We start from the raw sequence: 24923 nt of genomic DNA on the forward strand, positions 1-24923 counted from the left end.
GAGGCGTAGAGAGGGAGGCGCCGCACATCGGGGGCCGCCGACGATCGCTTCTGAGTACCGCCGGCCACTCCGGCAAACCCCACGCAGGCCACGATCATCTTATCGAGTTAATGCTGACGGCTTCCCCGGGCCAAGTGGCCTACCAGCCACTACTGTTCCCCGGGTCCGGACGGGATCCCGGACGCCCGCCCCCTTCTCTTTTCCGGTGACGCGCCTGCGCGCGCGAAGCCACCGCCGTCACGAAGGAGAGCTCGCCCGATGACTGTTGGAACCAGCTCGGAAACACCTCGGGAGCCGACTCGGCAGTCCAGCCTGAGCACGGCGGCTGCCCGCAACCTTGCCACCACGACCAAGTCCGCGCCGCAGATGCAGGGCATCACCTCCCGCTGGCTGCTGCGGACGCTGCCCTGGGTCGAGGTCAAGGGGGGCACCTACCGGGTGAACCGCCGGCTGACCTACACCGTCGGCGACGGGCGTGTGGAGTTCGTACAGGACGGTGCCACGGTCCGGGTGATCCCCCGCGAGCTGGGCGAACTGGCCCTGCTGCGCGGCTTCGAGGACGTGGAGGTGCTGACCGCGATCGCCGACCGGTGCGTCCAGCACGACTTCCGTCCCGGTGAAACGCTGGTCGAGCGCGGTGCGCCCGCCGAGCAGTTCTACATGATCGCCCACGGCCGGGTGAGCCGGAGCACGGTCGGCAAGTACGGCGACGAGGTCTCCGTAGCCGTTCTCGCCGACGGCGACCGGTTCGGTGAGGACGCCCTGCTGGACGGGGACGCCCGGTGGGACTCCACCGCCACCGCCGAGACCTCCGGCACCCTCCTCACTCTGTCCCGCGCCGACTTCGACGCCGTGCTGTCCACGGCACCGAGCCTGCAGGCCCACGTCCAGGAGTTCCGCTCACGTCTCGGCCAGCGGCAGAACCGGCGCGGTGAGGCCGAGATCGCCCTGTCGGCCGGACATTCGGGTGAGCCCGCGCTGCCCGGCACGTTCGTCGACTACGAGCTGAAGCCGCGCGAGTACGAACTCTCCGTGGCGCAGACGGTTCTGCGGATCCACACCAGGGTCGCCGACCTCTACAACGAGCCGATGAACCAGACCGAGGAGCAGCTCAGGCTCATCATCGAGGCGCTGCGTGAGCGCCAGGAGCACGAGCTGATCAACAACCGGGAGTTCGGGCTGCTCCACAACGCCGACTTCAAGCAGCGCATCCAGACCCATTCCGGCCCGCCCACCCCGGACGACCTCGACGAGCTGCTCTGCCGCCGCCGCGGCTCCAAGTTCTTCCTCGCCCACCCCCGGACGATCGCGGCGATCGGGCGGGAGTTCAACGCCCGCGGGCTCTATCCGACCCACGTCGACCTCGGCGGGCAGCAGGTCCCGGCCTGGCGCGGCGTTCCGATCCTGCCCTGCAACAAGATCCCCATCACCAAGGAGAACACCAGCTCCGTCCTCGTCATGCGCACCGGCGAGGACAACCAGGGGGTCATCGGTCTGCGGCAGACCGGTCTGCCGGAGGAGTACGAACCGGGGCTGTCGGTGCGTTTCATGGGCATCGACGAGAAGGCGATCATCTCCTACCTCGTCAGCGCCTACTACTCCGCCGCCATCCTGGTGCCGGACGCCCTCGGTGTACTGGAGAACGTGCAGATCGCCCGCACCCCCTAGGGCCTCCCCCGCCGGGCGACGACGACGGCCCGGCCCCCCTCTCCGGGCGCCCGGCCGTCTCCGGGCGGGCCGAGCGTGCCCGGGGTCCGTCCGGGACAGCCCCCACCCACCGAGGAGCCATGGATGCCTGCGCCTGAGATTCCCCCCGCGACTTCACTGCCCGCCCCGCCATCCGCCGACCTGGAACGGATCCTGCGCGGCCCGAGCGGCCTGGGCACGGCGAGCCTCCACCCGGCCCGGCGCGAGCAGCCGCCGGCTCCGCCGACGCCGCCGGAGGAGCCCGCGGAAGGCGTCCCGGTCCCGGGCCTCTACTACCACCCGGTGCCGGAGCCCGACCCCGCGCGCGTGGAGGAGGTCAGCCGCCGGATCAAGGCCTGGGCGCTGGACGAGGTCGATCTGTATCCCGAGGACTGGGAGGACCAGTTCGACGGCTTCTCCGTCGGTCGCTACATGGTCGCCTGCCACCCGGACGCGCCCACCGTCGACCATCTGATGCTCGCAACGCGCCTGATGGTCGCCGAGAACGCGGTGGACGACTGCTACTGCGAGGACCACGGCGGCTCGCCCATCGGCCTCGGCGGTCGCCTGCTGCTGGCGCACACCGCCCTCGATCCGTTGCACACCTCGAAGGAGTACCAGCCGCAGTGGGCGGAGTCGCTCCACTCGGACGCGCCCCGGCGCGCCTACCGCTCGGCCATGGAGTACTTCGTCCAAGGGGCCAGCCCCTCCCAGGCCGACCGGTACCGGCACGACATGGCCCGTCTGCACATGGGGTACCTCGCCGAGGCCGCCTGGGCCCAGACGGACCACGTCCCCGAGGTGTGGGAATACCTGGCGATGCGCCAGTTCAACAACTTCCGGCCCTGCCCCACCATCACCGACACCGTCGGCGGCTACGAACTACCGGCGGACCTGCACGCCCGGCCCGAAATGCAGCGGGTCATCGCGCTCGCCGGAAACGCCACCACCATCGTGAACGACCTGTACTCGTACACCAAGGAACTCGCCGGCCCCGGCCGGCACCTGAACCTGCCCGTGGTCATCGCCGAACGTGAGGGCGTCTCCGACCGCGAGGCCTATCTGAAGGCGGTCGAGGTCCACAACGACCTCATGCACGACTTCGAGTCCGAAGCCGCGGCCGTGGCCGCCGCCTGTCCCGTCCCGCCGGTGCAGCGCTTTCTGCGGGGCGTGGCCGCGTGGGTCGACGGCAACCACTACTGGCACCAGACCAATACCTACCGCTACAGCCTGCCCGACTTCTGGTAACGAGAAATGGACTCAGCCATGACCAGCACCGAATTCACCACCGCCGGCTCCCCGTTCATCCCCACCCCGGCGACGCCCTACCAGGGGGACATCGCCCGCTACTGGGATGGTGAGGCCAGGCCCGTGAATCTGCGCCTCGGCGATGTGGACGGCCTGTACCACCACCACTACGGCATCGGCGACGTCGACCACACCGCCCTCGGGGACAGCGCCGACAGCGAGTACGAGAAGAAGCTGATCGCCGAGCTGCACCGCCTGGAGTCGGCACAGGCCGAACTTCTCCTGGACCACCTCGGCCCCATCGAGCGCGGCGACCGGCTCGTGGACGCCGGATGCGGCCGCGGCGGCTCGATGGTCATGGCCCACCAGCGTTTCGGATGCAAGGTCGACGGCGTCACGCTGTCGGCCAAGCAGGCCGACTTCGCCAACCGGCGGGCACGCGAACTCAGGATCGAGGACCACGTCCGCGCCCACGTGTGCAACATGCTCGGTATGCCCTTCGAGACCGGGCAGGCAGCGGCCTCCTGGAACAACGAGTCGACCATGTACGTCGACCTGCACGACCTCTTCGCCGAGCACTCCCGCATCCTGGCGGTCGGTGGCCGCTACGTGACCATCACCGGTTGCTGGAACCCGCGTTACGGCCAGCCCTCGAAGTGGGTGTCCCAGATCAACGCGCACTTCGAGTGCAACATCCACTCCCGGCGGGAGTACCTGCGCGCCATGGCCGACAATCGCCTCGTACCGCAGGCCGTCATCGACCTGACCGCCGCGACCCTGCCGTACTGGGAGCTGCGGGCCACGTCCTCGCTGGTCACCGGCATCGAGGAAGCGTTCATCAACTCCTACAAGGACGGCTCCTTCCAGTACCTCCTGATCGCGGCCGACCGCGTCTGACCGCATGCGGGCTGAGAAAGGCCGCTCCCGGCCCTTTTCAGCCCGCTGCCTGTCGTGTTCGTCGCCCCCTTCTTCGCCCGTCACCGTCAATGCGATTGCCGTATCAAGCTGGCGACAGCCACACTTGTCCCGTCCAATCGCTTGATAAAGCAGTGTGCGGGGATGTTCGGGGGCCTCATGACACAGGACAGAGCCGCGCCGAGTGACGCCTCGGTGGTGAGGATCCTCGACGCCGACGGGTGGCCGCAGGGAGCCGGGTTCCTCACCGGACACCGTGAAGTGATCACCTGCGCCCATGTAGTGGCCAGAGCCATGGGCGCGCCATTCGAGGAGTTCACGGAGGCGCCGCGGGGGCGCTTATGGGTCGACTTCCCGCTCGCCGAGCCCGGTCGGCACATGGAGGTGCGGATCGAGTCCTGGAGCCCGGCCCGGGCCGACAGATCCGGTGATGTCGCCGTACTCCGCCTGCTCGCCGATCCGCCGGTCAGGGCAACGGTCGCCCGGCTCGTGGAAGACGTGGCCGAACCGGAACGCCGGGTACGCACCTTCGGCTTCCCCGAGGCCCACGACGACGGTGTGTGGAGCGTCGGCTGGTTACGCGGACGAACCGGCGCCGGCTGGTTGCAATACGAGACCGACCCGTCCAGCGAGCACCGCGTCCAGCGCGGCTTCTCCGGCGCTCCGGTCTGGGATGTGGCCGAAGGCGGCGTGGTCGGGATGGTCGTCGCCGCCTACGACGCCAAGGGCGCCCGCACGGCGTACCTCATCCCGACGCAGACGCTGCGAGAGAGCTCGTCGACTCTGGGCGCAAGGGCGCTCCCGGCCTGCCCGTTCCGAGCCCTGGACCCCTTCGAGGAGCGTGACGCCCGGCTGTTCCACGGTCGCGAGGAGCCGGCCCGGCGCATCGTCGACCTGCTCGGTTACGCCCCGGCGGTCAGCCTGGTCGGCCCGTCCGGCTGCGGCAAGTCCTCCTTGCTGCACGCCGGAGCGCTGCCCCGGCTGCGCGACCGCCGGGACCTGGAAATCGTGGTCTTCCGGCCCGGACAAGTGGGCCACAGCCCGCTCGCCGCCCTGGCCCTCGCCCTGCTCCCGCGCCTCGAACCAGACCTGACCGAGACCGCGCGCCTGGCCGAGCTGCCCGGCCTGACGGACCTGCTGCGCGCGGGCCACCTGCCCCCGGTCGTCGACCGGCTGCTCGCCCGCCAGGGCAGGGACCGGATGCTGGTGGTCGCCGACCAGTTCGAAGAAGCGCTCATCGGCACGGAACAGACGGAGCTGGACGCCCTGGCGGGCGCGCTCGGACACGCTCTGCATCCCGGGTCGCGGCTTCAGATCGCGACGACTTTGCGCGCCGACTTCCTCACTCCCGCCCTCAACCACCCCGGGCTCGCGCCGCTGTTCGCCGGCGACCGGCTGTTCACGGTGGGCGCGATGTCCGACGAGGAGCTGCGCGCGGCCATCGAGCGGCCGCTGCACCACACCGGCGTCCGCTATGAACCGGGACTGGTGGACCGGATCCTGGGTGACCTCGGTAGCGACCCGGGCCGGCTGCCACTGCTGGAATTCACCCTCACCAAGCTGTGGGAACTCCAGCAACAAGACGGCACGGGCATCATCGGGCACGCCACATACGAGTCCCTGGGCCGCGTCAACGACGCACTGGTCACCCACGCGGAACAGATCTGGACCGGAGCCCTGACCGAGGAGGAGCACCGTGCCGCCCGCGCGCTGCTCGTTCAGCTCATCCACCCTGGCGACGGCCGGGTCGCGCCCAGCCGCCGCACTCTGACCCGCTCCGAACTGCCCCCTCAGCAGTGGCGGATCGCCCAGCGGCTGATGACCACCCGCCTGGTCGTGCCCGGCGAAGAGTACCGCTCCGGCGACGGGTCGCCCGAGGAGACGGTGGAACTCGCCCATGAGACGCTGCTGACGCACTGGGGCCGGCTGCGCGCCTTCTTCGAGGCCGACCGCGACTTCCGCGTATGGCAGGAGGACCTGCGACGGCGGATCGCCCAGTGGACCACCGACCGGCGCCCCCGGGGCCGACTGCTGCGCGGGGCGGATCTGCGGGACGCCCGGGAGTGGCGCGCGCGCCGAGGGGACGAACTGCTCCCGGCGGAGACGGAGTACATCGACACGAGCCTCCGCGGCGCGCGCCGCCGCCTCATGGCGGTCATCGCCATCGTCGTCGCGCTCGGCCTCGTCGGAGGGGCCGTGGGGCTGACGGTCCGGGCCCGGCAGCACGACGCCGGCAGGAAATCGGCCACCCAGGCATCCCGGGTCCTGCTACAGCAGTCGCGCGACGCCGAGAACTCCGCCGGCGACACCGGGGCCGCGTACACGGCACTGCTGCTGGCCCTGCGCGCCTACCGCACCCAGGACACCGGGCAAACCCGGGCGCGCCTCGCTGAGATGTACGCACGGTACGGGTTCGCCGACCTGCTCGCCCCGCGGTACACATCGGCGAACGCGCTCCTCACGGAGTCGACGGTGATGGGCCCCCTGCAGGACTCTTCCCTCACCGACGCCGAGGGGCGGGTGATCGTCGCACGGGACGCCGCCGGCAAGGCGATCGTGCTGGAGCGTACCGACGGGAAGAAGCCGCGCCGGCTGCCGGTCGGCCGCGAGGTGGACACCACGGCGGTCAGCCCGGACGGCTCCCTGGTCGCCATGGTCAAGGCACCGCTCTCCTTCACTCCCGGCGCCATGCCGTCGACCCCGTCGGCGGACCCGCGAGGCCTTCCGGTACGCCTGTACGAGGTACGGACCGACAAGACCCGAACCCTCGAGCGCCCCGAGAAGGGCGATCCCTTTTCTGACGAGTCGCAGGAGTTACCGGAATTTCCCGGCCTTGGAATACCCGACCTGGAACTCCCCGATATCCCCGGCCTGACGATGCCGACGACGTACGCGCGGCTGGCCTTCTCCCCCGACGGTTCGGTGCTGCTGGGCCAGACCGGTCTCCTCGGCGAAGGCGGACGGCTCGTGCTCTGGGACACCGCCACCGGCCGAATCAAGAAGATCATGCCCGGCCTGCCGGAGTCGGTCAGCACGCTGTGGCTGGACAGCGGCGGGAAACGCCTCATCACGCTGGCCGAGGCGGCGGTGAAGGGGTCGTATCTGGAGTCGACCACCTCGGTGAAGCAGTGGGACCTGAGCGGGGCGTCACCGCGCGGGAAGGAATTGTTCGCCTTCAAGAACTCGGACAAGAACCTCGCGGTGGCGGACGTGAGTCCGGACCTCACCCGGGCGATCGTCGCGGAGACCCGTATCAGCGATCTGAAAGCCGAACATCGGCTGTCCGTCTACCAACTGCCGGGCGGAAAGCTCCTCCGACGGGAGCGGTCCTCTCAGCAGGAGTTGCCGAACGGGGTCACCGTGTCCGCCGGCGGCTCGAGCATTCTGGTCTACGGCGGGACCTCCACCGGGTCCGTCTCGTCCTCCCCCGGCTCCTCGGCCGGCTCCGCCGACGATGACTTCGTCACCAGGGTCGAGAGCCCATGGAAGATCGACCTGCTCGGCCCGGACGGCGCCCCGTCCGCGATCCTGTCCGCGAACGGCCTGCTCGCCGTCGTCGGCCGCGGCAAGGGCGGCCCGCTGCACCGGCTGCCCGGATCCACCGGGACACCTGCCAACACCCCGTCCGCTGCCGAGGCCAAGCGGTGGATGGCGCACCTGTGCGGCATCCTCGGCGACGAGACGCTGCCGCAGGCCGCCCGCGAGAAACTGCCTCCCGGTGCGTACCGGGAAGCGTTGTGCCCGAAGAAAGGGTAGAGACACATGGCCGAGACGCAGCTCATCTGGGTGCCGTTGAACGACTCCGAGGACTCCAGCGGCGACGGTCGGGTGATGATGGAGGTCGAGCGAGTCACCTCCGGCATCGTGCGCGCCGCCCGGCCGGGCGAGGTCGCGGGAACCGCCGCGCGGACGCTGAGCGAGAGCTTCGACCAGGTGCGGGCGGCGGCCGCGGCACTTCTGGACCGGCTGACGCTGCTTCCCAGCCCACCGAGCACGGTCGAGGTGGAACTCGGCGTGAAGATCAACGCCGAGGCCGGAGCGGTTATCGCCAAGACGGCGGCCGAGGGAAACTTCACGGTCAGACTGACCTGGCAGCGGGGCGACGACCTCGGACCGTGAGAGGTACCTGCGGCTCTGATCGCGGTCTCAGCTGTGCGCTGTCCAGTGGTGCCGGGCGAGGTCGGCCAGGGTGCTGAGAACGGTGCTGGGCAGGCGGTCCTTGTGGCGCAGATAGTGGATGCCGAGGACGGGTTCGCTGGTCCAGGGCAGAAGTGCCACTTCGCCGCGGGCGAGTTCGTCGGCAACGGCGGCCGCGGGGAGCAGGGCGACGCCCAGCCCTGCCGCAGCGCAGCGTTTGAGTGCTTCCACGCTCACGAACTCCATGGTGGTGGGGTGGATGGCCGCGTTTCCCAATTCGCGTTCCATGACATCGCGTTGGGCGCATCCGGACTCGATGAGGAGCAGGGTTTCGTCGGCGAGGTCGGTGGTGTCGACGTGGTCGCGGTGCAGGAGCGGGTGGCCGGGGTGGGCGATCAGTTGCAGGGGTTGCCGGGCGAGGAGTTCGGTGGTGGCCATGGGGGCTTGGATGTGTTCTTCGAGGAGGAACCCGGCGTCCAGGGTCCCGTCGTTCAGGGAGGTCAGCAGGGTGTTTCGGCCGGCGGGGCCGAAGACCACACGAAGGTGGGGGAAGTGGTCCATCAGGGCGCGGAGCACCGGCGGCAGAAGGTGGGCGCACAGGCTTTCGGGGGCGGCGATGCGCAGGGTGCCGCGGATGCTGCGGGGATCGCCACTGGCACCTTGGACGGCCTGGCGGGCCTGTTCCGCCTGGAGGGCGAGTTGCCGGGCGTGGGGAAGCAGCTCGCGGCCGGCATGGGTGAGGGCGATGCGCCGCCCCAGGCGTTCGAAGAGTGCGGCGCCCAAGTCCTGCTCGAGGGCTTTGATGTGTGCGGTGACGCTTGACTGGACGTAGTCCAGCTCCTGGGCGGCTCGGGTGAAGCTCATGTGGCGGGCGACGGCAAGGAACGTCGCGAGGTGCTTCAGCTCCATTAACTCATCGCAATCAGTGATGGTTTGGATCGGAGATGTTCGTTGGACCCGATGGGCCGGGGCGGCCTACAAGTTGAGTCATGGCCCTCTTCACCTTTCCGCGCCGGACCGACCCGACGCAACGGCGCTCCCCCACCGGGCTGGCGGGGCGGGACTTCCTCCTGCTGCTCGTCGCCACGCTGGGGACCTTCTCCAATTACGCGCCACTGCTGTCGGTGGTCTCCCTGTGGTCGGCCGAGGGCGGCTCCGGACTCGGCGGGGTGGGTGCGGCCACCGGAGTGACCATGGCCACCACGGTGGGCATCCAGCTGGTGATGGGCCGCCTGCTGCGCCGATACGGACTGCGCCGGATCCTGGCCGCCGGGGCCCTGCTGCTGGGACTGCCCACCTTCGCTTATCCCGTCTCCTCCGGCCTGGAATGGGTCCTTGCCGTCTCGGCGGTGCGGGGTGTGGGCTTCGGCATGATCACGGTGGCCGGCAGCGCCCTGGTGGCCGAGCTGGTGCCGCCGGGCCGGCGCGGCCGGGCGGTGGGCCGGTACGGCATCGCCGTGGGTCTGCCGCAGGTCGTCTGTCTGCCGGCGGGGGTGTGGTGTGCCCAGCAGTTCGGCTTCACCGCCGTCTTCGTCGTCACCGGAGCCGTGAGCGTGCTGGCGGCTCCCCTGACCGGGCTGATGTCGGGCGAGCGGGTGGGTGAGGAGACGTCGTCTGGACGAGAGTCCTCGGGGCAGGGCGGTACGAGCCATACCCCTGGGGGTCTGCGCCCGCTGGCCGGGCCGTGGGCGATGCTCATCGTCTCCGCGTGTGCTCTGGGCGGGATGGCCTCCTTCCTCCCACTCACCCTGGAGGGGGACGCGACCGCCCCGGCCGCGCTGTTCGTGCTGTCCGCGGCGGTGATCGTGGGCCGCTGGGCAGCCGGGGCGTTCAACGACCGCGCCGGATCGGGGCGGCTGCTGGTGCCCGGGGTGCTGGCCTGTGCGCTCGGCACGGCGGGGGTTGCCGGGGCGGCTGCCGGTCTGCCCGCCCCCGCTGTGCTCGCCTCGGTGGCGGCAGGGCTGTACGGGCTGGGTTTCGGTGCCCTGCAGAACGACACTCTGGTGATGATGTTCCACCGGGCGGGCCCGCAGGGGCATGGCGTGGCCAGCGCGGTGTGGAACATGGCCTACGACGCGGGCACCGGGATCGGCGCCGTGGCCGTGGGCGTGGTCTCCCAAGTGGTCGGCGTGGACGGCGCCTTCGCGGCGGCGGCCGTCCTGATCGGGCTGGTCGGCCCGCTCGCCCGGCACGAGCGCATCCACGAGACCGCCCAGCGGGTTACCCCGGCTCCGGCGGGCGAGACCTGCTGAACATCGGGAGTCGTCAGTGGCGTGAGGTGCTCTTGGTGGTGGTCTTGCGGTAGCCGAAGGGTCCGGGCAGGTCCATCGAGGTCGTCCTGCGGCCGGTGGAGGAGTAGGTGCGCTTGGCGTCGCCCTTTCCGAGCGTGACGGAGACGGACTTGCGGTTGATGTTGAGCCGGACGCCGGGAAGTATGCGGAAGCTCTTGCGGAAGGTGACGGGCACGGTAACTCCTTTCCTCGGTTCTTCGCGTTCCCCGCACGCGCGTTCGTACGCGGCCCGGCCTCCCGGAGACGCTTCGGGGACAGGAGAGTGACGGCCTCGTCACGCCCGTCCTGCCACCCTTCACGGGAAGAATGTGCCGTGGGAGGGGTTCCGTCCTATGCCACCGCCAAAGGCCCTCTCGCTGCGGCCACGGACGTCGAAGAAGGCCCCCGCCCCGGCGCAGGAGCGGCCGGACGTACGCAACCCCGCGGGACCCTCGTACCCTCCGTCCAACGCGGCGGTATCGTCCGCATTGGCCGGTGGACGCGGACCGGCGCCGCTTCCCCCGCTATCGGCCAAGGTGCCGCCTGCCGGGCAGGACACGGTCGGCAATGGTGCGGTCGCGGCGGCCCGTCGCGCCGAGCCCGCCGACCGGCAGCCGCCCGCGGCCGAAGCGGCACCGGCGGAGGCTCCCGCTGCGCCCGGTGGCGCGTCGGAAGTGACGGCCCCGGATGCAAAGGCGCGTCCCGGCCCGGACGCGGATCCGAAGTTCGGGGCACTGAAGAAGGACGTACGGCACAAGAAGCGCTCGGTGGCCTCCTCCCACCCACCTCCGAGGACCGAGGCGGCGGCGGCACAGGACGCCGCCCTGCCGCCCAAGGACGACGAAGAGGCGCAGGGCAAGACCGCCAACGCCGAGAAGATGGCCGAGGCCAAGCCGAAGGAGTTCGACAAGGACGCGTTCATCAGGGCGGTCGAGAAGGCGATCGCCGAGAAGGCACCGAAGAACCTGGACGAGGCGGACAAGTTCGCCGACTCCGGAAAGGCCGAAGAGGTACGGGCTGAGGTGCAAGGCCAGGTCGGCCAGGGCAAGTCGGACTCGGCCGAGCAGATCGCCACGACGACCGCCGCTCCCCCGGACACCTCGGCGGCCGTTCCCAAGAAGGTCGTACCGATGACTCCGGACCGGCCGCCCGGGGCCCCGGGTACGCCGAATCCGGCGAACGCCGTACCGGACAAACTGCCGCAGTCGGCCACCGACTTGTCCGCCGGCCCTGCCCAGGTCAACCATCAGATGGCCGACGCGCAGGTCACCGAGACGCAGCTGAAGAAGTCCAACGAGCCGACGTTCAAGAACGCCCTGGGCGAGAAGAAGGCCGCCGAGCGGCACTCCGAGGTGGCCCCCGGCCGGATGCGCGGGCACGAGAAGAAGGAGCTGCGTGCCGCCACCGCACGGGCCCAGCGGCTCGGCGCCGCCGCCATGGGCGCGATCGGCGCCCAGCGGGTGCGGACCGGACAGCAGGTCGGTACAGGCAAGTCCGGTGCCAAGGGCCGGGACGAGGAGAAGCGGGCCCAGGTCACGTCGATCCTGCAGGGCGTCTTCGACACCATGAAGAAGGAAGTCGAGGCGATCCTCGACGGCCTTGACAAGCTCGTCGACGACCAGTTCGGCAGGGAAGAGAAGGCGGCGCGGGACGCGTTCACCGCCGAGCACAAGCGGAAGATGGAGGAGTACAAGGACCGGCGGTACTCGGGCTGGTCCGGCAAGGCTCGCTGGCTCCGGGACTTGTTCGCCGGGCTGCCCGCCGAAGCCGACAAGATCTTCGAGCAAGCCCGCGACAACTACGTCCGCCGGATGCGGCAGGTCATCTCCAACGTCGCCGACACCATCGGCACTGAGCTGAACCGGGCCAAGCGGCGCATCGCCCAGGGCCGGACCGAAATGCAGGCCGCGGTGCGCAAGCTCCCGGCCGACCTGCGGTCCATCGGGCAGCAGGCGGCCGCCGAGTTCACCGACAAGTTCGACGAACTCACCCAGTCCGTGGACGACAAGGGCACCCAGCTCGTCGACACGCTGGCCACCAAGTACACCGACGCGCTGAAGTCGGTCGACGACGAGATCGCGGCGGAGAAGGAGAAGAACAAGGGCCTGGTGGCCAAGGCCGTGGACGCGGTCAAGTCCGTCATCAACACCATCATGGAGCTGAAGCGGCTGCTGCTGTCGGTCCTCGCCAAGGCCGCGCAGGCGGTCATGCTGATCCTCAAGGACCCGATCGGCTTCCTGCGCAACCTGGTCTCGGCCGTCGGCGCCGGCCTGCGGCAGTTCCTGGCGAACATCGGCCGACATCTGCAACAGGGCATCATGTCCTGGCTGCTGGGCAAGACCGCCGAGGCGGGCATCGAACTGCCGTCGAAGTTCGACGCGCAGGGCGTCCTGAAGATGCTGGCCTCGCTGCTCGGGCTGACCTGGCAGAACATCCGCTCCCGGATCGTCCGCAAGGTGCCGAAGATGGAACCGGCCGTCACGGCGGCCGAAACCGCGGTGCCGCTGGTCTCGGAGGTCCGCAAGCGGGGCGTCGCGGGGATGTGGGACGACCTCAAGGCCCGCGTGGGCGACCTGAAGAAGGACCTGCTCGACAAGGTCATCGCGTATGTGACACCCACGATCATCCAGGCCGGGATCATGTGGGTGCTCTCCCTGCTCAACCCGGCATCCGCCTTCGTGCGGGCGGTGAAGCTGATCATCGACTTCGTCCGCTTCATCGTCACCCAGGCGCGCCAGATCTTCGAGTTCGTGAACTCCGTGCTGGATGCGGTCATCGCGATCGCGAGAGGCGGCAGCGGCGGCGTCCCCGCCCTGATCGAACGCGCCCTGGCCCGCTCCATCCCGGTCCTGCTGGGCGTCCTGGCCGCGATCCTGGGCGTGGGCGGCATCGCGGCCAGGGTCAAGCAGATCGTCCAGGCGATGTCCAAGCCGGTGAACCGGGCGGTGGACTGGGTGATCGACAAGATCGTCGGCCTGGTGAAGAAGCTCTGGGCCAAGATCAAGCCGAAGAAGCCGAAGAAACCGAAGAAACCGAAGAAGCCAAAGGACCCGAAGAAGCCGAAGGAATCGAAAAAGCCCAAGAAGCCCAGGACACCCAAGACGAAGCGCCCCGACAAGCGGTCCGACAAGGCCAAGAAGCGCGCTCTCGACGCCGCCGTTCGCGACGCGACGCGACTACTCAAGGACGACACGGCCACGGTGGAATCCGTACGGCGAGGGCTTCCGGCTATCAAGAAACGGCACCGCCTCACGCGGATCCAACTCAAGGAGGGGGCGGGAGGAAAGCATCGAATCACGCTTGCCATCAACCCGACGGCACAGACACAGGCCGAGCATCTGGAAATAATAAAGGCCATAAAGGGGCAGCTGAAGAAATTTGGACCGATCTTTATTGGAAAGGTTCACAATCATTGGTGGGATCACCAGCTGAGGACGCCGAACACAGACTCCGGCCCCGTGTGGAAAAAGACAGTACTTCAGGGCACCGACAAGGACGCACTGAATCTCCTCGGCAAGGACAGCACTGCACAGGACGTCAAGAAGGGGTACTACGACGGCACCAATCGTGACGCCAATGCTGCCGCCTTCGAAAAGTACGTCTTCGGGGTCAAGAGCGCACTACGCTCGAGTGTCGTAAAAATGCTCGGGAACAAGGCCCTGCCCGAGCTCAAGAGCGAGGGGCAACAGTCAGCCAGCAACCATCCGGAGACCGTCAAGATCATACAGTCGATGGGGTTCTTCCCCGACCAGGACGTCTACGGCGAGTTCAAAGATCTGCCTGATTCGTCCGAGGAGAAGGAACACACCGATTTCCGTCCGGTGAACACACACACCGAAAACGTCGGAGGCAAGCAGGTAACCACCGTCACCATGGCCAACGGCAAGAGCTACACCGTGACGGACCCCGATCCCGCGAGCTCGATGAAGATTCAGGTACGGAACGTCGACCTGCGACTAAAGGATCCTGGCGCCCCACGTGGCGTGACTCAGGATTCTCCGGGAATGATAACCAATCAGAATCTCAACCGCTCGCACATCATCGCCGACTGGTTCGGCGGCTCCGGCTACCGAGATTCGCTCAACCTGGTGACGGCCAGCGAGCGCTACAACAAGGTAATAATGGGCGATGCGGAATCACAGATCGCCAACGAGATAATTACTTTTGCCGAGAAGCACGGGCTGGATCGGGGCCAGGTGTCAATGGATCTGACTGTCACGGTTTCCTTCGGCGAACTGCTGGCTCAAGTCTTCATGAGGAAAATCAAGAATCAAACGTGGTACCAGGCCGGCGACCCGGCCGCAGAGGCTGAGCTCAAGAAATTGTTAGCCAAACTGCTCAACCCTCCGGTGCGTCGCGTGACCGGAGTGAAGTACAAATATACGCTGACTTCTACCGTCGACCACACGCAAAGGAAGTCGCGGTCCATCCGCATCGGATCCGACGATTGGTTGTTCAACAAGAGGAGCGCGACCTGATGGCTCAAATGGAAGATGTCGTGAAGTTCTTTAATTCCTTCCTGGACATCTACTATGCGGGTACCGTGGCGGTGTATTCGGAATCGGATGCGGTGTTGGATGAGCGCCGAGCCGCAAGTATGAAATTTGTGCATGCCGTTCCAGGCGTCATCATGTCCCCCTTGTTCGGAAGGGAGAGGGACCTGCCGGCCGATGAGTTGGCAGAGCTCGCAGAGGAAATGGATGTGACGCGCCGGGCTCTCTTCCTGGTCGCCGAGTACCGCCATCCGTCCTGGGGTGCTCTGTACGGCGGGTACATCGGAGATGACAGTTCCGATACGGCCGGCTCCTACGGTGGCTTGCTGTACGCGACTGAGATTGATCGCGAACTGAAGATCATCGCGATCTACCGGGAGGACTTCGACAAGGCGTCTCCGCCCGTGCGCTGGCGGCACAGCCAAGGAGCGGAGATCGGAGACCCTGGGAAGCCCGTGGCCGTTCGTCCCCTGGAAGCGCCGACAGAGCGGGCAGCCCACCGGCAGGACTGGGAAAGCCTCAGGGCGTTTACAAAGTCCCGATGATCTGATGAGGGTGCAGGTCACGGCAGCATGTCGATGCCGGGCGGATGCGCGATCACATGCAACGATGCTCCGTTGTGGAGGTGACCTTGCCAAGTCCTTTGGCACGACGGAGCATCGATGTGCCGTCAGTCTGCCACCGTCCGTCTGGTCAAGTCGCCCACCCGTCGGCAGCGCGCGACAGGGCCGTTGGCCGAGCGGCTGGCCACGCCGGCCGATCCACAGTGCCGACGCAGGAAGCGTCACCCGTTCGTGGCAGTGCTGCTGATCGCCTGCTCCGCCGTAGTGACCGGGGCGAGGAGCTTCGTGGCGATCGAGGAGTGGGACGGCCGACGCGCCGCAGGATGTCCTGGCCCGGCTTGGTGCGGCTCCTGATAGCCCCGTACTTTCCATCGCGGTTGACGTCGGCCGTGCTCGGCCATCACTCCCCTGCTGCCGGCGATCCTGTCAGTGGGCTCACCGATTCTGTGCGTCCTCACAAGGCGACTTCATCGGCACGAAGAACAGCCGTGGAGCCGGGGCCGCCTGTGCGGCCGCTTTGGTTGTGGCCGCGTTGCCGAGCTGGTCCTGGGCAGCGGTCGGTGGTGTCTTCGCCAGCGGGTGCAGGGTGTGGGCCACCGTCGCATTGCTCACCGGCACCGGCACTACCTGTACCGGCGCCGGCGCCGGCACCTGGTGGGTGGCGGCCGCGGCCTCCGGGGTTCGGGCCGGTGGGACCGGGGCTATCAGGCGGTGGAGGGAGAGCGGGGGTTCGGTGGGCAGCATCGGTGTCACCCCGGGGTTCCGTCGTCGAGCAGGTGGGCGTGCGGGCCGAGTTCGGCCGGGCGGAGCAGGCGGGCCTCGCGCTGGAACTGGCGGGCCACGCCCCGGATGATGTGGCGCATACCGATCGTAGCGCTGTCGGCGTCCGCGGCGGAGAGGGCGGCGGTGCGGGCCGCCGCGGTGATGCCCGCGCCGGTCATGTCGAGGCGGGCCAGGGTATCCAGGTCCACATCGGGGGCGAGGGGGGCCTCCTCGGGGAAGGCGATGCGCCACAGTCTGCGGCGTTCGGCGGCGGCCGGCCGCGGGAAGTGGACGACGAAGTGGAAGCGGCGCGTGAACGCCGGGTCGATGTTGTCCTTGAGGTTGCTGGTGAGGATCACCAGGCCGTCGCTGGCCTCCAGGCGTTGCAGGAGGTAGCCGACCTCCAGGTTGGCGTACCGGTCGGTGCCGTGCTTCACCTCGCCGCGCTTGCCGAACAGGGCGTCGGCCTCGTCGAAGAGCAGCACCGCGTGGCTCTCCTCGGCCTGCCGGAACGCGGTCTCCATGTTCTTCTCCGTCTCCCCCACCCACTTGGAGACGACCTGGGCGAGGTCCACCTTGAGCAGTTCCAGCCCCAGCATGCCGGTGACGATCTCGGCGGACATGGTCTTGCCGGTTCCGGGCTCCCCGGTGAACAGCGCCTTGACTCCGCCGTGTCCCGAGCGGCGGGCGAAGCCCCAGCTCTCGGCAATCCGGGGCCAGGCGCGGAAGGCCGAGGCGATCTCCAGGATCTGGCGGAACTGGACGTCGGGCAGGACCAGGTCGTCGACGGTACGGCGGGGCAGGATCGAGTGGACGGCGCTGCCGCTGCGTCCGCGGGTGACGGTGGCGATGGCGGGTTCGACGTGGTCGGCGACCGGCTCCGGGTGTCCGTTGCCCGCCAGGCGTGCCCCGGCGTCCGCGACCGAGGCGACGGCGCGCAGTTCGCCGCCGCTCATGCGGTACCGGACGGCGAGGTCTTCGAGGAGGGGTCCGTTCAGGTCCGGGAGCGCGGCCGACCACATGGCTCGGCGGTCGGTGAAACCGGGCACGGGGACGGTCAGTTCGGCGTAGGCGCGGGCGGCGAGCAGGCCCGCGGGGCGCCAGGGCTTCAGGCCGGTCAGGCACACCGGCACGCGCGAGCGGAGGAGGGCGGCGGAGATCGCGTCGGCGTGGGGCCGCTGCTGCTCGCCGTGCAGGTCGTCGGTGGGGATCCACAGCACCGCGCCCAGCGCGGCGGCGGTCCGCAAGTCGGCCTCAGGGTCGGCGGTCAGGGTCCGCAGCGGTGCTCCTGCGGCCTGGGTCAGCGCCTGGACGGCGTCGAGCTGACCGTCGGGCGGGCAGCCCCACAGGCCGGTCAGGTCGATGTGGCCGGAGGCGAGGGCTCGGCCGAGTCGGGTGAGGTCGTCCGACGAGAGGTACGGGGAGAGCACGCGGGGTTCGGGCGGCGCGACCTCGCCGGGGTCGTGGCCGAGCAGTCCGACGTCGCCGCCCCAGCCCAGCAGGAAGTCCAGCACCCCGGGGCCGAGGATCAGTTCCTGGGCCAGCTCGACCGCGGCCTCGCCGTGGGGGCGCAGCAGGCCGTATCGGCGTAAGGGGGCGGCCGGGGCGAGGGAGCGGCGCAGGGCGAGGTGGGCCGGTGCGCTGTCCGCCCCCACGGTCACGATCAGTTCGATGCTGGGCAGGCGGCGGTTGAGGTTGTCGACGATGTAGGCGTAGATCCGCTCGTAGCCGCGATCCAGTTCCGGCGCGGCGACCAGCAGCAGCGCGTCCTGCTCGGCGCGCGTCAGGCCGAAGCGGGTGGCGAGGGCGTCGAGGGGGAGGGTCGTGCCTTCGGCGGAGGCGCGGCGTCTGAGGTCGCGTTCGGCTTCCGGCTCCGGCGAGCCGGAGACGTACGGCTCGGCCATGGTGTCGGTGAAAGCGTGCACCTCGCCGAGGAGGACGTCGACCTGTTCGTCGGTGACGCAGTACGGGGTGAGGTCCGGCCGGGTGAGCCGGGCCGCGATCTGCGCCTGGCGCTCGACGGCGGCGCGCAGTGCGCGGTGTGTGTCGGCCAGCCGGATCCGCAGATGCTCCAGCGCTGGTTCGCCCATGTGCCTCACCCGGCCGAGAAGGTCAAGGTCCGGCCGCCCAGCCAGACCACGTCGGGCACGTCGGCGAGCAGGCCGCCGCGCAGGAGGTCCGCGTGGCGCCGTCCCATCGGTACGCGGACCCGGACGGCCGCGGGCTCGAACCGCACGGTGGCCTCCAGGTCGGCGAAGCGGTGCAGGGCCAGGAGCGGATCCGGGGTCTCGCGGTCGCGCCACAGCGTCCAGGCGATGGTGGACAGGCCGAGCGCGGCGGCGAGGGTGACGGTGTGCTCCAGGCCGCTGTCCGGGGAGAGCGGTACGGCGCGGCGCTCGGTGACCAGGGCGGTGACCAGGTCCGCGAAACGCTCAGTGTGGGCGGGCAGTTCGGCGGCGAGGCGCGGGTCCGGGGTCGCGCCCCTGGCGGCCCACAAAGGTGTACGCCAGGGCAGCCGTTTCGCCGGATCGCCACGCAGCGGCCGTACGGCGGTGAGGAACGGCACGCCTCCCGAAGCCAGGTCGCGCAGGGTGCCGGGCGGCAGGGGGCCGTCGCAGAGCAGTACGGTCGGCCGCCCGCACGCCTGCCAGTACGGCAGCAACCCGGCGGCGTCCGGGGCCCAGGCGACGGGGAACATGCCCTGGGCGTCGACGAGCAGCAGCGCGTCGTCGGCGCCGGTGATCAGGAGCGGATCGGCGGGGTCGTGGCCACGGCACACCGAGAGCGCCAGGACGCCGTCGAGGACCGGGAGCGCGGGGCGCACCTGGCGGGCGAAGGCGGTCAGCTGCTCCTCGGCGACGGGTGGGTGGAGGCCCGCGAAGGCGGCCGCGGCCTCGGTGTCCCGCTCGGTGCGGCGCCAGCCTCGTGCCGTGACGCCCAGCACCTTGTACGCGAGGGCCGCCGCGAACAGTGGTGCGTCCTCGGCGAGTTCCAGGCCTGCCAGGGCGGGGCCGATCGCGTCGAGGTATCCGATGCGTGCCAGGGGCCCGGCGAGGAGGAAGGGCAGCCCGGACCACACCCGCACCTCGTCGGTGGTGCGCGACGCCATCGGGGTGTCGCCTGCCGTCCTGGGACCCACCGCGCTGGGTGGCGGATCCATGGTGTGGCCCGCGTCGACGGGCGGCTCATGGGCGGAGCCGTCGGGCGGGCCGGTCACGGTCAGGGCCAGCCGTATCGCCTCCTCGGGGCCCACCGACGTCACGTAAGCGGCAAGGACCCGGGGCAGGTCGGTGGCGTCGGCGCCCGCGACCGCCGTACGCAGCGGCTCGGGCAGCGCGTCGGTGGGCCCGGCGGTAAGGGCGCGCCCGACGAGTTCGGCGAGCAGCCGGGCGGCCGCCGTCGGGTCGTCGGCGCCGAGGAGGGCGGGCAGATACGCCCGTACGGACGTATCCGGCAGCAGCGCGAGCAGCGCGTCCAGTTCACCGCGCTCGGCGAGTTCGGCGAACAGCGCGGTGGCGTTCGGGGTGGTCCGTGGGTCGGGCGGCGCCGCGAAGGACTCCTCGAGCGAGAGGGCGTCGGTGTCGGAGGCGGGCGCGTCGGCGGGGATCTCCACCATCGGCACCGGCGCGAAGTGGACCTCGGCGGGCGGACCGCCGCTCGGGGCCCAGCCGAGTGTTCCGTTCCGGCCCGGCCGGACGGTGACGGTCAGCGGTTCGGTGATCTCCACGTCCGGTCCATCGGCCGCCAGCCGCTCGGCGAAGTGGTCCGCCAGCAGTTCCGGGAGGGAGTCCACCACGTGGCGGACCAGGCCCCGTGGATCGGGGCCCCAGCTCCACCCACCGCGCCGGACCACCGTAACGGTGCACCGGTGCACCGTGATGTCGGCGGTCTCGCCGGTTCCGCCGGTGGCCGACGCGGTGGGGGCGCTCATGTCACCTTCTCCCTTCCCAGGCGGCCCGCCCAGCCCGCCGCGAGCACCAGCACACCGTGCTCACTGCCCGCGGTGAGGGTCACCGGCAGTTTCACCTGGGTCTGCTGGGCGGGGATCTCCCCGGCGAGCACATGGGTGTCCTGCTCGTCGGAGATCAGGGCGACGACGGGAATGGTGCGGTTCGCCGGGACCTGCACGGTGATGGTGATCCCGTCCTTGGCCAGCGCGATGCCGTCGTCCCACCCCGCCAGGCGCACCAGCTCCGGTTTGGGTTTGTCCTCGGACGTCAGCTCCACGCCGAAGGCCAACGGATCGGCGAGGGCTCCGGGTTCGTCGTCCACGGCCGCCACGCCGAGTTTTCCGGCGCTCAGCGGCAGGGTCGCGATGCGGCCGTCGCCCAGGGAGACGCGCAACGGCAGCGCGCGTCCGACGAGTGCGGCCGCGTCGGCCGGGGCGTCGGCGCCGGTCCGGGCCAGGGCGCCCACGACGTGGCCGGTGCCGAGCGCGTACACCACGTGAAGAGCCATCGTCAGCCACCGCCGTTCGTTGCCGTGACCGTCGCCACCACCAGGAAGTCGGCCGCGCCGGGCTGGTCGGCGACCTCCCCCGGGGCAGCGACGGGGTCGTACCGGCGCACCCGGCACCGGAGCCGCCGGTCGGCGTCCACGGCGGTCTCCACCGGGCTGTACAGCGCCGTGTCGGCCAAGGGCGGTGTGCGCGGCGTCAGATGGACGTGGAGCACGACCCGTCCGTCGGCGACCTGTTCCGGGGTGACGCCGGACGGCAGCGGCAGCAGCATCCCGTCGGTGGCGGTCCCGGACGCGACGAGCGTGCTGCCGGTCTGCGTCCCGCCGCTGAAGCTGCCCTCGATCGTGAGGTTGCCGTTGGCCGCCACGGTCATCAGCGGGGCGACCGTGCCGCCGCCCTGGTACAGGCCGAAGACCAGGTTCGGCGTTTCGCCGCCGGACAGGACGAGCGCAGGCTTGCCCTCCTGGGCCTCCGGGGCCGTGCGCAGGGTGAGCGCGCCGGACGCGGCCGAGACGCTGTCCGCGCGTACGCCCACGAACCGCGCCGCGACGCCGCGCGCCTCGGCCACGACGCCGCTGAAGTGGCCGTCCGTCCACTGGACGTAGCCCAGCAGGATGAGCCAGCGGACGGGCGGATCGGCCGGTGGGGCGCCGATCGCGGGCGGTTGCTGCTCCGCGACCAGCAGCTCGTCGCCGAGGCGGCCGAAGAGGATCTGGTACGACTCCTCCACGCGGGTCTTCGTGGCGCTGCCGGAGCAGGAGACCGGAGCGGCGGACCGGTCCGGTTCGCGGTCGGTGGCGGTGAGGAAGACCGGGTAGGGCTCGACGGTGAGCTGGTCCGCGCCGTTGACCTCGTCGAAGTCGCTCTCGCGCAGCACCACCGGCTCGGTGACGACCACCTCGCGGCCGGTCCCGTCGACGGCGATCCCCGGCGACACGCTCACCTCGACGTAACGGACGCCCGTGGCCGGGTCGGTACGGGGCTGGGTGACGAGGCCGAGCCCTTCGGCGATGCCCCATTCGTGCAGGTGCCGGGCGTGGCGTGCGGCCGGGCCGCGTGCGTATTCCACCGTGGCCGACAGGTCGGCGGCGGCGAGCACCTGGCCCTCGTGGAAGGCGGGGCGCAGGGGGCCCGTCATGGCGTATCACCGGGCTTCTGGGTACGGGGGCGGGGCGACCGGGCGCGCTTGACCGGGGGTTTGGGCGGCTCGTCGTCCCCACGGGCCGGTGCCGGATCCGCGCCCGGGTCCGCGTCCGCGTCCGGTGTGCCTTCGCGCTCTGCGAGGCGTTCCTCCAGGTGCGTGACCTGTGTCTCGGCGCTGTCCATATGGGCGCGCAGGCCCTCCACGGCGGCGGTGAGATCGGCGACCTGGGTCCTGAGCCGGGCGAGTTCCTGCATGCTGTCGGTGACTTCGCTGGGAGTCGTGTAGACCTGTTCGTGCAGCGCCTTGGGCGGTGTCTCGCCGGGCGCCGGGGTCAGCAGCAGGGACAGCATCTCCTCCAGGTCCCCGGTGCGCGGCCAGTCGCCGAGCAGCCCGTCGGCGTAGGGGCGCGCCACCGGGCCCTCCGTCGGGAGCGGCAGCGTGTGGTACACGGGCAGGGGCTCGCAGCACACTCGCTCGGCGAGTTCGCGGAGCCGGTACAGCTTGGGCAGCCATTCGCCGTAGGCCGAGCCGCCCGGCAGCACCTGTTCCCGGGTGGCGGAGCAGACCCGTACGACATCGCAGCCGTCCAGCTCCACCCGCGCGAGCAGGACATCGGTGTCGGTGCAGTCGCCGCACGGCGGGTTCAGCGTGGCGCACGCCGCGTCGGTCAGGAACCGGCGCACCGCGGTGCTCAGCGCCGTGGCGGCTCCGGCGATCTGCTGCACCTCGGCGATGGTGGCCTTCTCGGTGCTGTCCGGTGGCGGGGCCGGCAGTGGCGCCGGTACGTCGGCGGTGGCGACGTCGTGGCGCAGCGCGCAGTCGGCGAGGTCGGCGGACTGGTCCAGGCGGCCCAGCAGCCACTCGCGGATCAGGCCGAGGTCCGCGCGGAACTCCACCCGCAGCGCGTGGCCGAGCGGGAGGCCCTGGGCGAGCATGCGCACTTCCAGCGGCGCGTCCGGGTCGCCGCCCTCCGGTACGACCCGGGCCGCGGTCTCGGTGACGACGGCGTTGGCGAGGGAACGGCGCAGCGCGTCGGGCCACGCGGCTTCCATGTCGGCGCCTCGGAGCCGTTCGCACGCCGTGCCCAGGGCGCCACGGGCCTCGCGCAGGGTGGCGAGGTCCGGGTAGTTCTGCCTGAGCTGGTCCTGCCCTGCCGCGTCGTAGGTGTCGAACCGGGCGATGGCGGCGGCGAGTCCCCGTACGTGCTCGGTCATCTCACCGGCCGTCGACGGGGGCGGTGGGCCCTCGCCGCCCCCGTTCTCCCGCAGCCACGCGAAGGCGGTGGCGTACCGCTGCGCGTCGGCGGCGTCGAAGCGGAAGGTGCGGCCGGTGCCGGTCGCGGCGAGGGTCAGGGCGTCGGCGTAGTGGCCGAGCCGCCGGTCGCGGGTGCGGGCGCGGTCGGCCCGCGGGAGGTCGCCGATGCTCGCGAGGAGCCGGGTGCCGGGGTTGTGGCGGTGGTCCTCGGAGTCGTCGCACTTGACGACGAAGCGGAACCCCTCCTGGACCCTGGAGGGCACGCATCCCGGTGAGGGGCAGGGTTCCTCCGTGGCGTACGGTGCCACCGGTTCGACGGGAAGCTCCTGGTACCGCACATAGAGCCCGTAGCGGCGGCCGCCCTCGTCGTCGCAGTCCTCACCGCAGTCCACGCCGAGGGCTTGGACGCGCCGCTCCCGCACCAGGGCGGTGACGTCGACGCGTTCGGTGCAGGACACGACGATGTCGTTTCCGGCGCAGTCGAGTGCGTGTCCGGGATGGACTGCCAGGGTTCCACCGCCGCACGGGTCACAGGTCACGCCGAGGCCGCAGATGACGCCCGGCCCGTACAGGGACCGGTTGTGGAGTCTGCGCTTCGCCGTCGTGTACTCGACCAGCAGGCTGAGGTCGTCCTCGGTCAGCAGTTGCCCTGCGAAGAAGCGAGGACGTACGAAGGCGGAGGTCCGGGTGGCGTCGCCACCGCAGCCGCATCCGCAGTCTGTTCGCATGATCAGCGCTCCTTCACGAAGAACCAGCTCTCGAAGACGTCCCCGCCCGCACCGGTGCCGGAGGTCCAGGGGCCGATGCCCGAGGGCGGGAGGTCGCAGCCGCCGTGCGCGGCCGACCGGGTGGTGTTGTGGTGATCGATGGTCGGTACGCGTCCGCCGACGTGGGTGCCGTCGACCGGGCGGCAGCAGCGGTCGAGGAGGAACGCGGCGCGGACGGTGATCAGTAGGCGATCGCCGTCCTGCAGCGTCTCGCGGGTGGTCTGGCGGTAGCGGAACCGCTCGGTGAACTCGCCGCATCCGCCGTCCGTTTCGAGGTCCGGTTCGGCGAAGGTGCCGCCCATGTACCAGGTGGAGGCGTTGCGTCCGCTGCCGCCCTCGATCACCTGCAGCTCCACGACGCCGGGCCGCAGGGTGTCGGTCCGTACGCCGGAGGAGAACCGGACCACGAGGCCGCCGTCCTCGTCCTGGGTGCCGAGGAGCGCCTTGGCCTCGTCGATGGTGTAGGTGTGTCCGTGGATCCAGTTGATGCCGGTGATCACGGTGGGGACGTGGCGGCCGAACGCGCGGCGTACGTTCATGTGGATCTGGTCGCGGCGCACCGGCTCGTACCAGTCCACGCAATCGATCCTGGCCAGCCACAGCACGGTGTGTTCGCAGGCCGAGCAGCAGGTGTCGCAGCGCTCGTCCGCCGGCGGCTCGCATCCGGTGACCCGTACCGTGTAGCACTCCTCCGTCCAGCCGAACTCGCAGTCGGAGGTGTCCGCGCAGGCGTCGTTGTAGACGGCGCGGGTGGGCTCGACGGGCCGCTCGGCGTATTCGATGCCGACCCAGACGGTGTCGGTGTCCCGTTCGTGCGCGGGCAGCGCCTTCCACAGGTCGATCGCGCAGCCACCGCGCACCACGACCTCGTTGCCGTCGCAGTCCACGCCGAGTCCGGGGGTGATGGTCACCTTGACCCGGCGCCGGGTGTGCCGTTCCTCGACGCCGCTCTGCTCGGCGGGTGGTGGCGTTTCCCCGCCGGTGTCCGGCGGGCAGTCGTCCTCGTCCCGTGGCGCCGGTTCCACGTGCAGACCGCACACCACGCCGTAGCCGAGCAGGCTGCGCATGCGCAGCTTCAACTTCTCGCGGTGGTAGTCCTGTTCGCGCTGGAAGTCCCGCGCGCCCAGCATCTGGCCGTGGAAGTACCGCAGCCTGCGCAGCGGTGGCGCGTCGAACTCCTCCGCACCCGGCCGTGTTGTCCCTGTCTCCGTCATCCGCCCCGTCC

At 70.3% G+C, this 24923-nt stretch carries 17 protein-coding genes; 8 read left to right on the forward strand and 9 right to left on the reverse strand.

Annotation, left to right across the window (positions count from 1 at the left end; translation table 11 throughout):
• Positions 1-258 precede the first annotated feature (258 nt).
• From ABZ562_RS17975 to ABZ562_RS17995, 5 genes are all read left to right on the forward strand, one after another.
• A complete protein-coding gene (locus tag ABZ562_RS17975; RefSeq protein ID WP_361479995.1) occupies positions 259-1668 on the forward strand; it encodes a family 2B encapsulin nanocompartment shell protein in 1410 nt (469 codons plus the stop codon).
• A 123-nt stretch (positions 1669-1791) separates the two neighbouring features.
• Complete coding sequence (locus ABZ562_RS17980; protein WP_361479998.1) at positions 1792-2934, forward strand: family 2 encapsulin nanocompartment cargo protein terpene cyclase; 1143 nt, start codon at positions 1792-1794, stop codon at positions 2932-2934.
• An 18-nt stretch (positions 2935-2952) separates the two neighbouring features.
• A complete protein-coding gene (locus tag ABZ562_RS17985; RefSeq protein WP_361480001.1) occupies positions 2953-3831 on the forward strand; it encodes a geranyl diphosphate 2-C-methyltransferase in 879 nt (292 codons plus the stop codon).
• Positions 3832-4008: 177 nt separating this feature from the next.
• The gene (locus ABZ562_RS17990) at positions 4009-7605 is read left to right on the forward strand and encodes a trypsin-like peptidase domain-containing protein (protein WP_361480004.1); all 3597 of its coding nucleotides are present in this window, start codon (positions 4009-4011) and stop codon (positions 7603-7605) included.
• 6 nt (positions 7606-7611) lie between these two features.
• Positions 7612-7968 carry a CU044_2847 family protein gene (locus ABZ562_RS17995; RefSeq protein ID WP_361480007.1) on the forward strand — a complete coding sequence of 119 codons (357 nt, stop codon included), beginning with the start codon at positions 7612-7614 and terminating at the stop codon, positions 7966-7968.
• A 27-nt stretch (positions 7969-7995) separates the two neighbouring features.
• Here the strand turns inward: ABZ562_RS17995 and ABZ562_RS18000 are convergent, their stop codons facing one another.
• Complete coding sequence (locus ABZ562_RS18000; RefSeq protein WP_361480010.1) at positions 7996-8895, reverse strand: LysR family transcriptional regulator; 900 nt, start codon at positions 8893-8895, stop codon at positions 7996-7998.
• Between the two features lie 80 nt (positions 8896-8975).
• On the opposite strand from ABZ562_RS18000, the gene ABZ562_RS18005 reads away from it, so the two are divergent.
• Complete coding sequence (locus tag ABZ562_RS18005) at positions 8976-10238, forward strand: MFS transporter (RefSeq protein ID WP_361480013.1); 1263 nt, start codon at positions 8976-8978, stop codon at positions 10236-10238.
• Between the two features lie 13 nt (positions 10239-10251).
• On the opposite strand, the gene ABZ562_RS18010 is transcribed toward ABZ562_RS18005, so the two are convergent.
• The gene (locus ABZ562_RS18010) at positions 10252-10452 is read right to left on the reverse strand and encodes a DUF4236 domain-containing protein (RefSeq protein WP_361480016.1); all 201 of its coding nucleotides are present in this window, start codon (positions 10450-10452) and stop codon (positions 10252-10254) included.
• Positions 10453-10609: 157 nt separating this feature from the next.
• On the opposite strand from ABZ562_RS18010, the gene ABZ562_RS18015 reads away from it, so the two are divergent.
• Both ABZ562_RS18015 and ABZ562_RS18020 read left to right on the forward strand, forming a co-directional pair.
• Positions 10610-14734: an HPC2 multi-domain protein gene (locus ABZ562_RS18015; protein ID WP_361480019.1), complete on the forward strand. Its 4125-nt coding sequence runs from the start codon at positions 10610-10612 to the stop codon at positions 14732-14734.
• On the forward strand, positions 14734-15294 hold the full coding sequence (locus tag ABZ562_RS18020; protein WP_361480022.1) for a hypothetical protein: 561 nt from the start codon (positions 14734-14736) through the stop codon (positions 15292-15294). The genes ABZ562_RS18015 and ABZ562_RS18020 overlap by 1 nt, the downstream gene beginning before the upstream one ends.
• A gap of 453 nt (positions 15295-15747) precedes the next feature.
• Here the strand turns inward: ABZ562_RS18020 and ABZ562_RS18025 are convergent, their stop codons facing one another.
• Genes ABZ562_RS18025 through ABZ562_RS18055 form a run of 7 tightly spaced genes read right to left on the reverse strand, consistent with a single transcriptional unit; the run spans position 15748 to position 24912 of the window.
• Positions 15748-16056, reverse strand: coding sequence for a hypothetical protein (locus ABZ562_RS18025; protein ID WP_361480025.1), 309 nt, complete (start codon positions 16054-16056; stop codon positions 15748-15750).
• A gap of 5 nt (positions 16057-16061) precedes the next feature.
• A complete protein-coding gene (locus ABZ562_RS18030; RefSeq protein ID WP_361480028.1) occupies positions 16062-18164 on the reverse strand; it encodes an ATP-binding protein in 2103 nt (700 codons plus the stop codon).
• Positions 18165-18169: 5 nt separating this feature from the next.
• Positions 18170-20005 (reverse strand): hypothetical protein, encoded by a 1836-nt coding sequence (locus ABZ562_RS18035; protein ID WP_361480031.1) that lies wholly within the window; start codon positions 20003-20005, stop codon positions 18170-18172.
• The gene (locus ABZ562_RS18040; protein ID WP_361480034.1) at positions 20002-20532 is read right to left on the reverse strand and encodes a hypothetical protein; all 531 of its coding nucleotides are present in this window, start codon (positions 20530-20532) and stop codon (positions 20002-20004) included. Before ABZ562_RS18040 ends, ABZ562_RS18035 begins: the two co-directional genes overlap by 4 nt.
• Positions 20533-20534: 2 nt before the next feature.
• Entirely contained in the window at positions 20535-21671 is a 1137-nt protein-coding gene (locus tag ABZ562_RS18045; protein ID WP_361480037.1) for a hypothetical protein, read from the reverse strand.
• Positions 21668-23659, reverse strand: coding sequence for a hypothetical protein (locus ABZ562_RS18050; protein WP_361480040.1), 1992 nt, complete (start codon positions 23657-23659; stop codon positions 21668-21670). The genes ABZ562_RS18045 and ABZ562_RS18050 overlap by 4 nt, the downstream gene beginning before the upstream one ends.
• Before the next feature lie 2 nt (positions 23660-23661).
• Entirely contained in the window at positions 23662-24912 is a 1251-nt protein-coding gene (locus ABZ562_RS18055) for a hypothetical protein (RefSeq protein WP_361480043.1), read from the reverse strand.
• Positions 24913-24923: the final 11 nt, after the last annotated feature.

This window comes from Streptomyces sp. NPDC019937 (genome assembly GCF_040631655.1).
Classification (GTDB): domain Bacteria; phylum Actinomycetota; class Actinomycetes; order Streptomycetales; family Streptomycetaceae; genus Streptomyces.

Bases quoted from the DNA above. Each gene is read 5' to 3' on its own strand.
- ABZ562_RS17975 (WP_361479995.1), top strand. From the start codon at position 259: ATGACTGTTGGAACCAGCTCGGAAACACCTCGGGAGCCGACTCGGCAG.
- ABZ562_RS17995 (WP_361480007.1), top strand. From the start codon at position 7,612: ATGGCCGAGACGCAGCTCATCTGGGTGCCGTTGAACGACTCCGAGGAC.
- ABZ562_RS18055 (WP_361480043.1), bottom strand. From the start codon at position 24,912: ATGACGGAGACAGGGACAACACGGCCGGGTGCGGAGGAGTTCGACGCG.
- ABZ562_RS18015 (WP_361480019.1), top strand. From the start codon at position 10,610: ATGCCACCGCCAAAGGCCCTCTCGCTGCGGCCACGGACGTCGAAGAAG.
- ABZ562_RS18000 (WP_361480010.1), bottom strand. From the start codon at position 8,895: ATGGAGCTGAAGCACCTCGCGACGTTCCTTGCCGTCGCCCGCCACATG.
- ABZ562_RS18030 (WP_361480028.1), bottom strand. From the start codon at position 18,164: ATGGGCGAACCAGCGCTGGAGCATCTGCGGATCCGGCTGGCCGACACA.
- ABZ562_RS18025 (WP_361480025.1), bottom strand. From the start codon at position 16,056: ATGCTGCCCACCGAACCCCCGCTCTCCCTCCACCGCCTGATAGCCCCG.
- ABZ562_RS18035 (WP_361480031.1), bottom strand. From the start codon at position 20,005: ATGAGCGCCCCCACCGCGTCGGCCACCGGCGGAACCGGCGAGACCGCC.
- ABZ562_RS18045 (WP_361480037.1), bottom strand. From the start codon at position 21,671: ATGACGGGCCCCCTGCGCCCCGCCTTCCACGAGGGCCAGGTGCTCGCC.
- ABZ562_RS17980 (WP_361479998.1), top strand. From the start codon at position 1,792: ATGCCTGCGCCTGAGATTCCCCCCGCGACTTCACTGCCCGCCCCGCCA.
- ABZ562_RS17990 (WP_361480004.1), top strand. From the start codon at position 4,009: ATGACACAGGACAGAGCCGCGCCGAGTGACGCCTCGGTGGTGAGGATC.
- ABZ562_RS18040 (WP_361480034.1), bottom strand. From the start codon at position 20,532: ATGGCTCTTCACGTGGTGTACGCGCTCGGCACCGGCCACGTCGTGGGC.
- ABZ562_RS18050 (WP_361480040.1), bottom strand. From the start codon at position 23,659: ATGCGAACAGACTGCGGATGCGGCTGCGGTGGCGACGCCACCCGGACC.
- ABZ562_RS18005 (WP_361480013.1), top strand. From the start codon at position 8,976: ATGGCCCTCTTCACCTTTCCGCGCCGGACCGACCCGACGCAACGGCGC.
- ABZ562_RS18020 (WP_361480022.1), top strand. From the start codon at position 14,734: ATGGCTCAAATGGAAGATGTCGTGAAGTTCTTTAATTCCTTCCTGGAC.
- ABZ562_RS17985 (WP_361480001.1), top strand. From the start codon at position 2,953: ATGACCAGCACCGAATTCACCACCGCCGGCTCCCCGTTCATCCCCACC.